Genomic DNA, 14,010 nt, shown 5'->3' on the forward strand with positions numbered 1-14,010 from the left:
TAAAATTTAAAAAACTAATTATTTTAGCACCACAAAATAATGACAATAATAAGAAGAAATAAAAAACTAATACTCAGTACAATAATCACACTTGCATTAAGTTTAATATCACATACCGGCTTTTCTCAGATCTTCAACTCAGAACAAAACCCACCTGGTGTAAAATGGAGACAAATTAACGCTTCAGGATTTAGGGTCATCTATCCCGATGAACTCGAGAAGGAGGCACAACGAATGACCAATACCCTGAGACACATCTATCCTTATGTCGGAGCGAGTATCGGAAGGAGGAATACCAGCATCCCTATCCTGCTTCAAAACCGCGGAGTGATTGCCAATGGCTTTGTCCAGTTGGGGCCCAAAAAATCGGAATTCTACACCACCCCACCTCAGCAATTTGATAGTCAGGACTGGCTAAATAATCTCGCAGTCCATGAGCTTCGTCACGTTGCACAATTCGACAAACTGACCGGTGGACAGGCGCATCCTTTCCCTGAAGATATTTACCTCGCCTGGTTTGGGGTAAGTATTCCGTTATGGTTCTTTGAGGGTGATGCTGTAAGTACCGAAACGTCCTTAACCAATGCCGGACGTGGAAGGATACCTTCCTGGATTATGCCCTACCGGACACAGCTCCTGGAGGGAAAAAAATTCTCCTACAGCAAGGTAAATTTCGACTCGGATAAAGACCTTACTCCCGGCTATTACCAGCTTGGATATGTCATCGCTTCCAACCTCAGAAAGCAGTCCGGAAAAAACATTTTTGACAGCGTCCTGACCGATATCAAACGACGCCCGCTTCGTCCTTACCCCTTCTCCGGAAGCTTAAAAAAATTCAGCGGAAAAGGCAGCAAAGAATGGTTTGACAACACCAGTGAAAACCTCCGGAAAGAATGGGCACAGCAAGCAGAAAAGACACCTTCAAAACCCTACCCTTCTCTCAACAAAAAAGCAAGCTATGCGACCAGCTGGTTCTTGCCTGTAAAAATCAATGACCAGCAAATCCTGACCTTGAAACAAAGCAAGTCTGAACCTGCACATTTTGCATTAATCGGTCCGGACCAGAAAGAAAAAAAACTATTGTCCATCGGATACCAGGAACAACCCTGGTTCAGCTATGCCAATGGAGTTGTCGTTTGGGATGAGGTAAGGTACGACCCCAGGTATAGACAGAGGAGTTACAGTGTCATTAGCAGTTATGACCTCCAAAGCGGACGGACAAAAAAGCTCAGCTCACGCAGCAGGCTCTTCTCCCCTACGCTGTCGGCCGATGGCAAAAAAATTATTGCAGTACGGTTTGACCTGAGTAATCAGTGTAACCTGGTGGAGATCGATGCCTTCAATGGAACATTGCTTCACACTTATCCGAATCCAGATAACCTGATTCTTCAGACTCCTGCCTACCGGCCGGATGGAGAAGAGGTTGCCTTCATCTCTGTCAGCGAAAAAGGAAAGGCGTTGCGCCTCATTGATCACTCCGGAAAAACGAGCATCCTGATTGAAGAATCTCAACAGCAACTGAGCAGGCCGGTTTACCTTCCTCAGGGAATCGCTTTTAATGCGCATTACAACGGGATCGACAACATTTACCTGGTAGAACCTGTCAGCAAAAAGATAAGCGCTCTGAGCGCAGCAAAATACGGCGCCTTCAACCCAAGCCCTACACCAGATGGGCAGGCCATCGTTTTCAACAATTATGGCGTTCAGGGCTATGAAATTGCTGAAAGCCCGATAAAGGCAGAAATACCTGGAGAAAACAACTTCGTTTTTCTAGGTGCAGCTGCTGCAGCTCAGGAAAATTCGGGGAATGTGTTTACAGCAATCCCTGACAGCACTTTTGATTCCAAGCCTTACCATGCGTTTGGAAATCTGTTCAATGTCCACAGCATCATTCCGGTAATTGAAGATGAATACCGCGGCGGTTTACAGATCAACTCGGACAACCTGCTCAGCACCATGAACGCTTTCGCTGGCGTAAATTATTTCCGTGACCTCAACCGTTTCGAATATAACGCAGGACTAACCTACAAAGGGTTTTATCCGGTATTGAGTGCCGTTTACAGGAACAGGCCAAGAAGAACGTTCTACAACAGCAAATCAGGCATACAGCAAGGCGATTGGAGGGAAAATTACGTAAAGGTTCAGGCCTCGCTTCCCATTAGCCTGAATGCGCTGAATGACAGTTACAATTTCTCGCTGAATACCGCAACCAGCTATACCCAGAGGTACCTTCCTGAAAATATGCCAAAGGATTACATCACTACTTTGAAGTTCCCAATGGAATACAATTTCACATTTACTCATACCACCCGCCAGTCGGAAAGAGACATTGCACCGAAATGGGCACAAATCCTCAGACTGACATACCTTCATCAGCCATTCGACAAACAATTAGGCGGTGATCTTTTTTCCGCAGAAAGTTTTCTTTATTTCCCAGGCATCGCAAGGAACCACTCCTTTCTGGCCAATTTCAGTTTCCAGAGAACTTCAGGGATCAGAAGATATGACCGGGAGATCAATACCGTTTACGGATACAGCAACATTCCTGCGAGAAGTAAACTCAGCAATACGCTGCTCCTCAATTACCGTTTTCCAATTGTCTTTCCTGATGCGGAGATCGGACCTTTGGCTTATATCAGAAATCTTCGTGGTGGCTTTTTCTGTCATTATGAAAACCTGGGTGAAGAAACAAATCTCGCAGAACCTAAAACTTTTGGCTTCGAATTACGTAGTAGTATGAACCTGCTTCGTTACAAACCACTGGTAGATGTCGGGGGAAGGGTCGTTTTTGTGAACAAAATCTACAACCAAAACCCTATATTAGAATTAATTTTAAATTATACCTTTTAAGTCATGCGTACTAAAACAATTTTCATCATCATTTTTACGGTGCTCATCACCATCTTTTTAATGATCAACACAGATGTCGTAGAGTTCAATTTCATATTCGTTAAGAAAGACATCTCTAAACTTTTAGTCGTGGGGGTTTGTACTTTTATAGGTTTTATTCTTGGTTATTGGGTTGGCAGACCAAAAGTGACGGTGAGCAGTTACGACAAAAATGAAAATCCCCAGGTAAAACCCGAGGATCATAAAAAAATTATCAGCGATGAAGATCGCGATTATATCAGTTAACTACGCTTACTGATGAATGGTGTAGCTGAAGTTTATCGTAGCAGAGCGTCCAAGGATATTGGATACCGAACAATATTTATCAAAGGTAAGTGCCAGAGCACGCTCTACTTTTTGAACATTTAGCGCACCATACAATTCAAAATGAATGTCAATCACCTCAAAAATCGGGGGCATTTCGGCTGTTTTTCTTGTTGCCTTGATTTTGATTTTCACATCGTCCAAAGGTTCTTTTTGTTTATTTAGTACATTGACCATGTCGATTCCACTGCAACCTCCCAGGCCGATCAGCAACATTTCCATTGGCCTGAAGCCTTTCCCTTCTCCACCTATTTCAGGTTTAGCATCCAGTTCCACGGTATGTCCGCCGGAGTTTTCTGCTTCAAAATTAAATTTACCGCTTTTTCTTATCAGGTTGATTTCCATAATTCACTAAACGTTGTAAAATACTTTATTGGTTCTTTCGAGCTCAGGAAGTTTTACTGCTGATCCAAAAATTGCATAAACACAAGATCCGCTGCCACTCATCGAGGCATAGATTGCCCCGCTTTGGTAAAGACTGTTTTTTATGGCTTCAATTTCAGGATATTTCAGAAACACAGAAGCCTCAAAATCATTTTTCAGGTTCGCTTTCCATTCACTCAAAGGCAAATGTATTAAATCTTTTAGCGAAGTAATAGGTTTAGTAGACTTTATTCCATCGTAAGCCGCTGCGGTGGAAACATGAACGTCTGGTTTCACGAGTACCAGAAAATATCCGCTAAGGTCTACACTAATCTCACTGAACTCATCCCCTTTTCCTTCTGCATAGACTGCCTCGTTCAGGATGAAGAAAGCACAATCTGCACCAAGCTGCCTTGCATAATTTTCCATCTGTTCCTGCGAAAGAGACAATTGGAATTTATCGTTGAGCAGTTTAATCAGAAAAGCCGCATCAGCAGAACCTCCGCCGAGTCCTGCGCCAATCGGAATATTTTTCAATAAACAGATGTGCTGCGTAGGCAAGTCAAAATCTTTTTTCAGCAAATGATAGGCTTTGAGGCAGATGTTGTCTTCAGTATTCCCGGGAATATCCGTACCGCGAATGGTACAACTTAAAACATCTGCATCCAGTATCTCGACGACGTCATAAATCTTTACCGGATAAAAAATGGTTTCCAGGTTATGATAACCGTCTGCACGTTTTCCGGTAACATGCAACCCAAGGTTAATTTTGGCGTTGGCAAATGCAAGCATTGATTTTCTGATTGTATCGCAAACTTACATAAAGATTCTCTTCGATTACCAAACGTTAATATTTTGTAGGTAAACTCAGGGCGGGACGAGTCAGACAAAGCAATCCTGAAAAAAAGACCCGATTTGAACAATGCTCAATTATTATTTTTTAATTTTGTACGATCCTGTGAAAACCAGGATAACATAGTATCTTGCGCTAAAGCATCGGAGAAAGAAAAAGGAGCTTAACAATACATGAAACAATATTTAGATTTAATGCAGCATGTGCTGGATCATGGCACACAGAAGCATGACCGGACGGGGACAGGGACGATTAGTGTATTTGGCTATCAGATGAGGTTTAACCTTCAGGAAGGCTTTCCAATGGTCACCACCAAGAAATTACACTTAAAATCTATTATCCACGAACTGATCTGGTTCCTGAGTGGAGATACCAATATAAAATACCTGAAAGATAACGGCGTAAAGATCTGGGATGAATGGGCAGATGCCAATGGAAATCTCGGTCCCGTATATGGATCACAATGGAGATCATGGCCAACACCAGATGGCCGGAAAATTGATCAGATCAGTCAGATCATCAACACCATTAAAAACAATCCTGATTCCAGAAGAATTATTGTTTCTGCATGGAATGTAGCAGATATTGAAGAGATGGCTTTACCTCCATGCCATGCTTTTTTCCAGTTTTATGTAGCAGATGGCAAATTAAGCTGCCAGTTATACCAAAGAAGTGCAGATATCTTTTTGGGAGTTCCGTTTAATATTGCATCTTACGCCTTATTGACCATGATGGTTGCCCAGGTATGCGGACTTCAGTACGGAGACTTCATCCATACCCTTGGAGATGCCCACTTGTACAATAACCATATTGAACAGGCCAGGCTGCAATTGAGCAGGGAGCCGAAAAAATTACCAACGATGGAGATTAACCCCGGGGTCAAAGACCTGCTGGATTTCAAATTTGAAGATTTCAACCTGCAAGGTTATGAGCCACACCCTCATATTAAAGGAGCCGTTGCCGTATGATCCTTTCCATAGTAGTCGCCATTGCTGAGAATAACGCCATAGGAAAAGACAACCAATTGTTGTGGCACCTTCCTGCCGACTTAAAACATTTCAAAGACATCACCAGCGGACATACCATCATCATGGGTAGAAAAACCTATGATTCTATTGGCAGGCCCCTTCCCAACCGACGTAATATTGTAATTACAAGAAACGCGGAACTGAATTTGCCTGGAACCGAAGTGACCAATAGCCTGGAAGAAGCATTGCGTCTTTGTGCTGCAGAAGAAGAGGTATTCATCATCGGTGGTGCCGAACTCTACAAACATGCACTGGAAGCAACAGACAGAATTTACCTGACCAGAGTTCACCATACCTATGACGCGGATACTTTTTTCCCCGAAATAGCGCCCGGAACCTGGAATGAAACAAGTATAGAAAATCATCAGCCAGATGAAAAAAATGGGCTTGCTTATACGTTTTCAACGCTTGAACGCAAATAGTTAAGTCCCCATAATAAAAACTTTAATAACGTGGCCTATTATTTAAAAAAATAATTAGATTTGCCGACTTGTTAAAAAAATATATAGCTTATATAGACTAATAATTACAAACAAATGCAGGGTAAAGGTTTTATTAAATTTATGGCAATACTTTTAGGTATTGTCTGTGTGTATTCTCTCTCATTCAACTTTGTCACTTCGAAAGTTGAAAAAGACGCAAAAGCTTATGCTAAAGGGAATGTGGATAAGGAAAAAGCTTATTTAGACTCCATGGCCACAGTGCCGGTGTATCCTGTTTTTGGATTTAACTACCAGTTCTGTAAAGAAAAAGAAATTAACCTTGGGCTTGACCTTAAAGGTGGTATGAACGTAACGATGGAGATCTCGTTATCTGAATTGGTTAAATCTTTAGCCGGCAATACCGATGATGCTAATTTCAACAAAGCATTGTCTACTGCACAAACACAACTAAACGCAGGTGGAAAAGATTTCATCGCTTTATTTGTAGATGAATTCGAAAAACTTTCTCCAAATGTGAAGTTAGCCGATTTCTTCTCGAATCAGGACAACGCTAAATTGCTGAAAGCGAACGCAAGCAATTCAGAGGTAAAAAATTATTTGTCGAAAGAAGCGACAAGTGCGATTGACCGTTCCTTCATCATCATCAGAAGCCGTATCGATGGTTTCGGTGTGGTAAGTCCGAACATGCAGAAACAAGAAGGTACCAACCGTATCCTGATTGAAATGCCAGGTGTTCAGGATAAAGAAAGGGTTCACAAATTATTGCAAGGTTCCGCAGAATTACAATTCTGGCAGGTATACAACAATGAGGAAGTGTACTCGATCATGGAGAACATCAACAAAACACTTGCTTCAACGTTGAAAATTGCTGAAACTGCTGCTCCGGCAACAACAACAGACACTGCTGCTAAATCTGAAAGTAAACTTGCAGGTCTGGCTAAAAATAAAGACACTAAAGATTCTGCATCTGTAAAAACGAAAGAACTTACAAAATCAAATCCTTTATTCGCTGTATTAAACGTTCCTACTTACCAGGGAGAAAATGGGCAGACTTCATTGCGTCCGGGACCAGTGGTAGGTTGGGTAGCTCAAAAAGATACTGCTAAAGTAAACGCTTACTTCAAAAGACCAGAAATTGCTTCTATCATTCCTCAGAGCTTCAAGTTCATGTGGAGTGTTAAACCAATGGACGTAACCACCACTAATGGTGCTAAGGTTTTTGAATTGTATGCCATCAAAGCAACAGCTATGGATGGTAAGCCAGACTTAGGTGGTGATGCGATCAGCGATGCCCGTCATGATTACGATCAGAAAGGCAGACCGGAAGTAACCATGTACATGACTGGTGACGGTGCTGCAAAATGGAAAAAAATTACTGCTGAAGCTGCGGCTGATGTAAACAATAAAAAATCTATTGCCATTGTATTAGACAATACCGTTTACTCTGCTCCTACTGTACAGAACGAAATCCCTAACGGTATCTCTTCTATCACCGGTAACTTTACCGTGAATGATACTCAGGATTTAGCAAACATCTTAAAAGCGGGTAAACTTCCTGCTCCGGCAAGAATCGTTGGTGAGTTCGTTGTTGGTCCTTCATTAGGACAAGCTGCAATTGACAATGGTTTACTATCATTTGTCCTTGCCTTTATCGTAATCTTAGTCTTCATGGCTTTATATTACAACAAAGCAGGATGGGTAGCTAACCTTGCATTGGTGATCAACTTATTCTTCATCATGGGAATCCTGGTTTCACTGGGCGCCGTACTGACCTTGCCAGGTATCGCAGGTATCGTATTGGTAATTGGTTTATCCGTGGATGCGAACATCCTGATCTTTGAGCGTGTAAGGGAAGAGCTGACTTTAGGAAAGCCAACACCAGTTGCGATCAAAGAAGGTTTCAAACATGCGATGTCTTCTATCATTGACTCCAACGTTACGGTATTGGTATTGGGTGTGATCCTTTTCATCTTCGGTACAGGTCCGGTTCAAGGTTTTGCAACGACACTTTGTATCGGTATCCTTTCTTCACTATTCTGTGCAGTATTGATCTCACGTTTAGTATTCGAATGGTTATTAGAGAAAAAATCAAACATTACTTTTGGTAACAAACACACGATTCACGCTTTCAAAAACATTGCGTTTAACTTCGTAGGACATAGAAAAATCTATTATGCAATCTCTACTGCAATCATCGTTCTTGGTTTCATCTTCTATTTCAAAAATGGTGGGTTAAACCTGGGTATCGACTTTAAAGGTGGTAGAACTTATATCGTTCACTTCGATAAAGGAATGCATACAGAAGATGTTAAATCTAAATTAGCAGAAGTATTCCCTGAGTCTGAAACCATCGTTAAAACTGCAGGTGCAGACAATGAATTAAAAATCACGACAACTTTCCACATCACTGACCAGAATACCGGCGCAGATAAACTGGTAGAGAAAGCGTTAAAAGATGGTCTGGCTAAAACAGGTGTTAACTATACCATTGAAAGTAATGAGAAGGTAGGACCAATCATTGCCAGTGACATTGTGACCAGAGCTTACGGATCTATCCTATTCTCTTGTTTAGTGATGTTTATCTATATCGTAGTCAGGTTTAAGAAACTGAATTATGGTTTAGGTGCGGTAATCGCGTTATTCCATGACGTGTTACTGGTACTTTCATTCTATACGATCTTAGATGGTGTTTTACCATTCTCTTTAGAGATCGGACAGGATTTCATCGCGGCGATCTTAACAGTAATGGGTTATACCATGACAGAGACAGTGGTTGTATTTGACCGTATCCGTGAGAAACTGGCAGAAAGCGGAAAAGAAGACCTACATGGGGAAGAACGTAATAAACTGATCAATTTTGCCCTAAACAGCACATTGAGTCGTACTATTTTGACTTCACTAACTGTATTCTTCGTATTACTTGTCATCTTCATCTTCGGTGGAGCAAGTATCCGTGGATTTATCTTCGCCTTATTGATCGGCCGTGTAATCGGTACATACTCTTCGTTATGTATCTCTACTCCGATTGTAATTGATTTAGGAAAGAACAAGTAAGAAATTACTTACTGAAATAAAAAAAGAGCCGCATCAATGATGCGGCTCTTTTTTTATCACTAACATTCCGTTTATCTCCTTCAAAAAAGTAATCTAATCTGACAGAATTAAATCTGAATCATTCCTTTTTGGACACCTTTTTGATGATTACTTATCTTTACGAAAACAGATCATTATGGAGCAGCATTTCCCAAAAGGCAACAAAACCAGAATAGTAATTGTAGGCGGAGGATTTGGAGGAATAGAACTGGCAAAGAAATTAAGAAATAAAGATATTGAAATCATTATGGTAGACAAACACAACTACCATACTTTCCAGCCCCTGCTCTATCAGGTGGCTACCGGAGGACTGGAAGCGGACTCCATTGCTTTCCCACTTAGAAAAATCTTTAAAGGGCAAAAGAACCTGACCTTCCGCGTGGCTGAAGTGAAAAAGGTAAATCCCGAAAACAACTATATAGAAACTTCCATAGGTACCATTGACTATGACCATCTGGTGATTGCCACAGGTTCCACCAGTAATTTCTTTGGCAACACAGCAATCGAAGAAAATGCCATGCCGATGAAATCCATCCCTGAAGCCTTAAACCTGAGAAGTCTGATTTTACAGAATTTAGAAGCGGCACAGATCGCCCCGGATGCATTAACTGTAAATGAACTCCTTAGTTTTGTAGTAGTTGGTGGCGGACCAACAGGCGTAGAAACCGCAGGTGCGATTGCAGAGTTGAAGAAACACGTGCTGAAAAGTGACTATCCGGAACTGGACATCAATAAAGTTCATATTTATCTGATCGAAGGCTCTCCCGAATTACTGGGTGCGATGTCTCCACAGGCACAAAAGAAAGCCCATGATTTCCTGACAGAACTCGGCGTCAAAATCATGACAGAGTCCAGGGTTCAGTCTTTTAATGGAAAAGAGTTATCACTTGCTGATGGCCAGAAAATACCTTCTTCAAACGTCATCTGGTCTGCCGGAGTAAAAGGCGTCGTTTTAGATGGCTTAAGTCCGGATGCCGTTGTAAGAGGAAACAGACTGAAAGTAAATGAGGTCAGCAAAGTAGAACATTATGAAAACATTTATGCCATCGGCGATGTGGCAGCAATGATCACAACGGAATTTCCCAACGGACATCCCGGCGTAGCCCCCGCCGCAATCCAGCAAGGAAAATTACTGGCTAAAAATCTATTGAATATCATAGAAAAGAAACCTACCGAAAACTTTAAATATTTTGACAAAGGAGCGATGGCAACCGTTGGAAGAAACCGTGCCGTAGTTGACCTTCATAAAATCAGATTTCAGGGTGTATTCGCGTGGTTTACCTGGATGTTTGTACATTTGATGACGCTCGTAGGCTTTAGAAATAAACTCGTGGTTTTTGTAAACTGGGTTTGGAGTTATTTTAGTTACGACCGCGGAACCCGATTAATCATTCGCCCATACCACAAGAAAGAACAACATGAACCAGCAAAAATCGATTAAACTGATAGAATGCCCAAGGGATGCCATGCAAGGCATTCACCATTTCATTGATACCGACCTGAAAGCCGAGTATATCAATTTATTATTACAAGTGGGCTTTGATACCATCGATTTTGGCAGTTTTGTGTCTCCGAAAGCCATTCCTCAGCTGAAAGATACAGCCGAGGTACTCTCTAAACTTGACCTGAGCCAGTCAAAGTCTAAACTGTTAGCCATTGTAGCCAATTTAAGAGGCGTAGAAGACGCCGTGAAACATAAAGAGATCAATTACCTCGGTTTTCCTTTCTCTATCTCTGAGACCTTCCAAATGCGTAATACCAATTCCACCATTGCGGCATCACTGGATACCGTGAAACAAATGCTGGAACTTTGTGACCAACATGATAAAACTGCAGTGGTTTATTTGTCTATGGGCTTCGGAAATCCTTATGGAGATGAATGGAATGAGGAAATCGTAGAAAACTGGGCGGGTATACTCGCAGAAAACGGCGTTAAAATTTTATCCTTGTCGGATACTACCGGTGTATCCTCTCCGGAAAGGATAAAAGTAATTTTACCCGGACTGATCGCAAAATTTCCAGAGATAGAAATAGGCGTCCATTTACACAGTACTCCGGAAACGAGAATTGAAAAGATCGAGGCGGCTTATGAAAGTGGCTGTTTACGCTTTGACAGTGCATTGAAAGGCTTTGGAGGCTGTCCGATGGCCGCTGATGACCTCACCGGAAACCTGGCCACAGAAGACCTGATCTGGTTTCTGGAAAGCAAGGCTGAAAAACTAAACCTGAACATGGAAAAATGGAAAGCTGCGGTACAGCTCTCCTCAAAAATCTTCCTGTAAATAATCCGCGGGTAGATCCGCAGCCGCTTCTACCCTTTTTTAACCATTTTAAAATGTTGGATTCCCGCTTCTTCAAACTGTGGCCCTTCGGCTACAAACCCAAACCTTGCGTATAAAGGCATGGCCGTTAACTGTGCATTCAAATAAATGTAATGTGCATCTTCAGGAAGGTCAGATAAGGCAGCGGCAACCAATGCCTGCCCAATTCTTTTCCCCCTGAATTCCTTCAACACCGCAAACCTTTCCAATTTATAACCATTGTCTGTTTTTCTCCAGCGACAAGCGCCGCAAGGCTGATTATCCATCAGGGCGAGAAAATGAACAGATTCCTCTTCATGTTCCCATTCCAGTTCAGGCGGACAATTTTGCTCTTCTACAAAGACCGTCTTTCTGATCGCGAATACCTTTTCCAGTTCCTCTTTATTCGTTGCCTTATTTACAAACAGTGCTTCCATATCGAATAGATTTATACAAATATGCTAAAAATCTAATGGATGACCCGGTCAGGAATAAAAACAAGACCATTTTACAGAATTTTGTAGTTAAAATAATTAAAATTACAATCATGTCATTTTAATTAATTAACTACCAAATCATTGTCATCCAAATGCTTGGTTAACACAATACATCTCTTTAGATTAGTAAAATGTCTTTAATTCAGAGGGGGGATACTTCTGTAATCAGCGTTTTGTAGTGCTAAAAATAGCGCTGTAAAACATTGATTGATGAGACTAACTGAAACAAAAGATGAATAAAACTCTTCTAACGACTGCTTTATGCAGTTTTTTTCTCTTCAGCAACAAAACTTTTTCACAAATTTGTCAGGGAAGTTTTGGCGATCCTGTTGTACATATTGATTTTGGCAGAGGCAGCAATGTTTTTGGTCCGCCATTGGACAATAACAATACCAATTACAAATACATTCCTGCAGCAATCCCCTATGATGGCTTTTACACCATAGAAAAGAGGATACAAGGTGGAACACCCTGGAATTCTATTAACAATCATACCCCTAATGATCCCGATGGATACATGATGATGGTAAACGCCAGTTTTGATCCGGGTATTTTTTATGAAACTACCGATTCTACAGAACTATGTCCAAATACTACCTACGAATTTGCAGCCTGGGTAGCCAATATTGGCAAAGGGAACGGGATAAAACCGAACCTTCGCTTTATGGTACTGAACATGGATAATCAAGTTCTGGGCACCTACAGTACCGACGATATTCCTGAAACACCGGTGCCGGAATGGAAACAATATGGCTTTTTATTCAGCACCGTCGGGAATGCGTCGAAAGTTAAAATCCGAATTATCAATAATGCACCGGGAGGCTCAGGCAACGACCTGGTTTTGGACGACATCACTTTTAGAGCCTGTGGCCCTAAAATTACGGCTACCATAGGCAATATGGGCGAGACAGAAAAAACCATTTGTGAAAATGACAACACCCCGGTAGTTGTTTCAGCAAATGTGCAGGGATCACCAAGCCTTCAATATTTATGGCAAAGAAACAGCGGTGGAGACTGGGTTGACCTAAACAATGAAACCGCCACTCAAATGACCATTCCTGCTCAATCGTTGCCTCCGGGTAGCTATCAATACCGACTGGTGGCTGCGGAGCCGGCTAACTTTGGCTCCATAGCATGCAGAACGGCCTCTCCTCCGGTTAAAGTACAGGTAAACCCCACGCCAAACCTCATCATTTCCAACCGTCAAAGTGTTTGCATTGGAAATAACATCAGCATGGAGCTTAGCGGTACCGAAGGGATATACTCCTGGACCGGGCCCAACAATTTCAGTTCGACAGAACGGTCACCGATCATTGAAAATGCGACTTTAGCTCATGCAGGGCTCTACCAGGTAACCGTTACTTCAGGAGGTTGCTCAGCTGTTGCCCAGGTTAACGTCAGTGTTTTACCACGCCCCATAGCTGTTGTTGATCAGCAGTCGGTTTCCATTTGCAAAGGCGCTTCAGTTACGTTGCAGGCATCCGGAGGTACGACTTACAAATGGTCCCCATCGGAAGGATTATCCGCTACCGACATCGCCAATCCCGTTGCATCACCCTCCATTACCACCGTATATGGCCTGACCGTTTCCAACGGTGCCTGCGAAAGTACGGTTTATGTGATCGTAAATGTTTTTCAGGAAGCGACAGCTGATGCCGGGAGCAACAGGGCAATCATTGAAGGACAATCCGTTACTTTGAATGGTAAAGTCTCCGGCGATCATATCCGCTATTTCTGGACACCTTCCAATTATCTCGACGACCCATCGAAACTGAACCCCATAGCCAATCCACCTCAAGACATCACCTATACCTTGAATGTCTGGTCTGAAAATGGTTGCCCGGGCATTACTTCTGACGTTTCCATTAAAGTGTATAAGAAACTGGAAATACCGAATACCATCACCCCAAATGGCGACGGTATTAATGACGTATGGAACATTCCTGCATTGGAATCCTACCCGGAAGCAGAGATTAAAATTGTAAACCGTTATGGGGAACGGATTTTCAGTTCAGGATCAGGTCAGAAAAGCTGGGACGGGAAACGTAATGGAGTGAATGTCCCCGTAGGAACGTATTACTATATGATTAACTTACACGACGGACAAAAAATCCTCACCGGGTCTATTACCATTCTAAGGTAAAAACAGCCGCTAAAATAACCTTCAAAAAAAAGCGTGCTGAAAATAAATTCAGCACGCTTTTAAACTCCTCAATAAAA

Annotated in this window: 11 protein-coding genes; 8 read left to right on the plus strand and 3 right to left on the minus strand. The window is 42.1% G+C overall.

Translation table 11 applies throughout. The features are described from left to right. Positions 1–39 precede the first annotated feature (39 nt). Both AAFF35_RS22275 and AAFF35_RS22280 read left to right on the plus strand, forming a co-directional pair. Positions 40–2,850, plus strand: coding sequence for a hypothetical protein (locus tag AAFF35_RS22275; RefSeq protein WP_342328748.1), 2,811 nt, complete (start codon positions 40–42; stop codon positions 2,848–2,850). Positions 2,851–2,853: 3 nt separating this feature from the next. Next, positions 2,854–3,135: a hypothetical protein gene (locus tag AAFF35_RS22280; RefSeq protein WP_342328749.1), complete on the plus strand. Its 282-nt coding sequence runs from the start codon at positions 2,854–2,856 to the stop codon at positions 3,133–3,135. A gap of 6 nt (positions 3,136–3,141) precedes the next feature. Here the strand turns inward: AAFF35_RS22280 and AAFF35_RS22285 are convergent, their stop codons facing one another. Beyond that, positions 3,142–3,558 carry an OsmC family protein gene (locus tag AAFF35_RS22285; RefSeq protein WP_342328750.1) on the minus strand — a complete coding sequence of 139 codons (417 nt, stop codon included), beginning with the start codon at positions 3,556–3,558 and terminating at the stop codon, positions 3,142–3,144. Positions 3,559–3,564: 6 nt separating this feature from the next. Next, positions 3,565–4,368, minus strand: coding sequence for a 4-(cytidine 5'-diphospho)-2-C-methyl-D-erythritol kinase (ispE, locus tag AAFF35_RS22290; protein WP_342328751.1), 804 nt, complete (start codon positions 4,366–4,368; stop codon positions 3,565–3,567). A 234-nt stretch (positions 4,369–4,602) separates the two neighbouring features. On the opposite strand from ispE, the gene AAFF35_RS22295 reads away from it, so the two are divergent. From AAFF35_RS22295 to AAFF35_RS22315, 5 genes are all read left to right on the plus strand, one after another. Beyond that, a complete protein-coding gene (locus tag AAFF35_RS22295; RefSeq protein WP_342328752.1) occupies positions 4,603–5,397 on the plus strand; it encodes a thymidylate synthase in 795 nt (264 codons plus the stop codon). Then, complete coding sequence (locus AAFF35_RS22300; protein WP_342328753.1) at positions 5,394–5,879, plus strand: dihydrofolate reductase; 486 nt, start codon at positions 5,394–5,396, stop codon at positions 5,877–5,879. The genes AAFF35_RS22295 and AAFF35_RS22300 overlap by 4 nt, the downstream gene beginning before the upstream one ends. Positions 5,880–5,993: 114 nt before the next feature. Beyond that, positions 5,994–8,954 (plus strand): protein translocase subunit SecDF, encoded by a 2,961-nt coding sequence (secDF, locus tag AAFF35_RS22305; protein ID WP_342328754.1) that lies wholly within the window; start codon positions 5,994–5,996, stop codon positions 8,952–8,954. Between the two features lie 175 nt (positions 8,955–9,129). Beyond that, a complete protein-coding gene (locus tag AAFF35_RS22310) occupies positions 9,130–10,434 on the plus strand; it encodes an NAD(P)/FAD-dependent oxidoreductase (protein WP_342328755.1) in 1,305 nt (434 codons plus the stop codon). Next, positions 10,412–11,275, plus strand: a complete 864-nt coding sequence (locus AAFF35_RS22315) for a hydroxymethylglutaryl-CoA lyase (RefSeq protein ID WP_342328756.1) — start codon at positions 10,412–10,414, stop codon at positions 11,273–11,275. The genes AAFF35_RS22310 and AAFF35_RS22315 overlap by 23 nt, the downstream gene beginning before the upstream one ends. A 29-nt stretch (positions 11,276–11,304) precedes the next feature. On the opposite strand, the gene AAFF35_RS22320 is transcribed toward AAFF35_RS22315, so the two are convergent. Continuing rightward, positions 11,305–11,730 carry a GNAT family N-acetyltransferase gene (locus tag AAFF35_RS22320; RefSeq protein ID WP_342328757.1) on the minus strand — a complete coding sequence of 142 codons (426 nt, stop codon included), beginning with the start codon at positions 11,728–11,730 and terminating at the stop codon, positions 11,305–11,307. Between the two features lie 292 nt (positions 11,731–12,022). On the opposite strand from AAFF35_RS22320, the gene AAFF35_RS22325 reads away from it, so the two are divergent. After that, positions 12,023–13,933, plus strand: a complete 1,911-nt coding sequence (locus AAFF35_RS22325; protein WP_342328758.1) for a gliding motility-associated C-terminal domain-containing protein — start codon at positions 12,023–12,025, stop codon at positions 13,931–13,933. The last annotated feature ends 77 nt before the right edge of the window (positions 13,934–14,010 follow it).

The sequence above is a fragment of the Pedobacter sp. FW305-3-2-15-E-R2A2 genome (genome assembly GCF_038446955.1).
GTDB lineage: Bacteria > Bacteroidota > Bacteroidia > Sphingobacteriales > Sphingobacteriaceae > Pedobacter.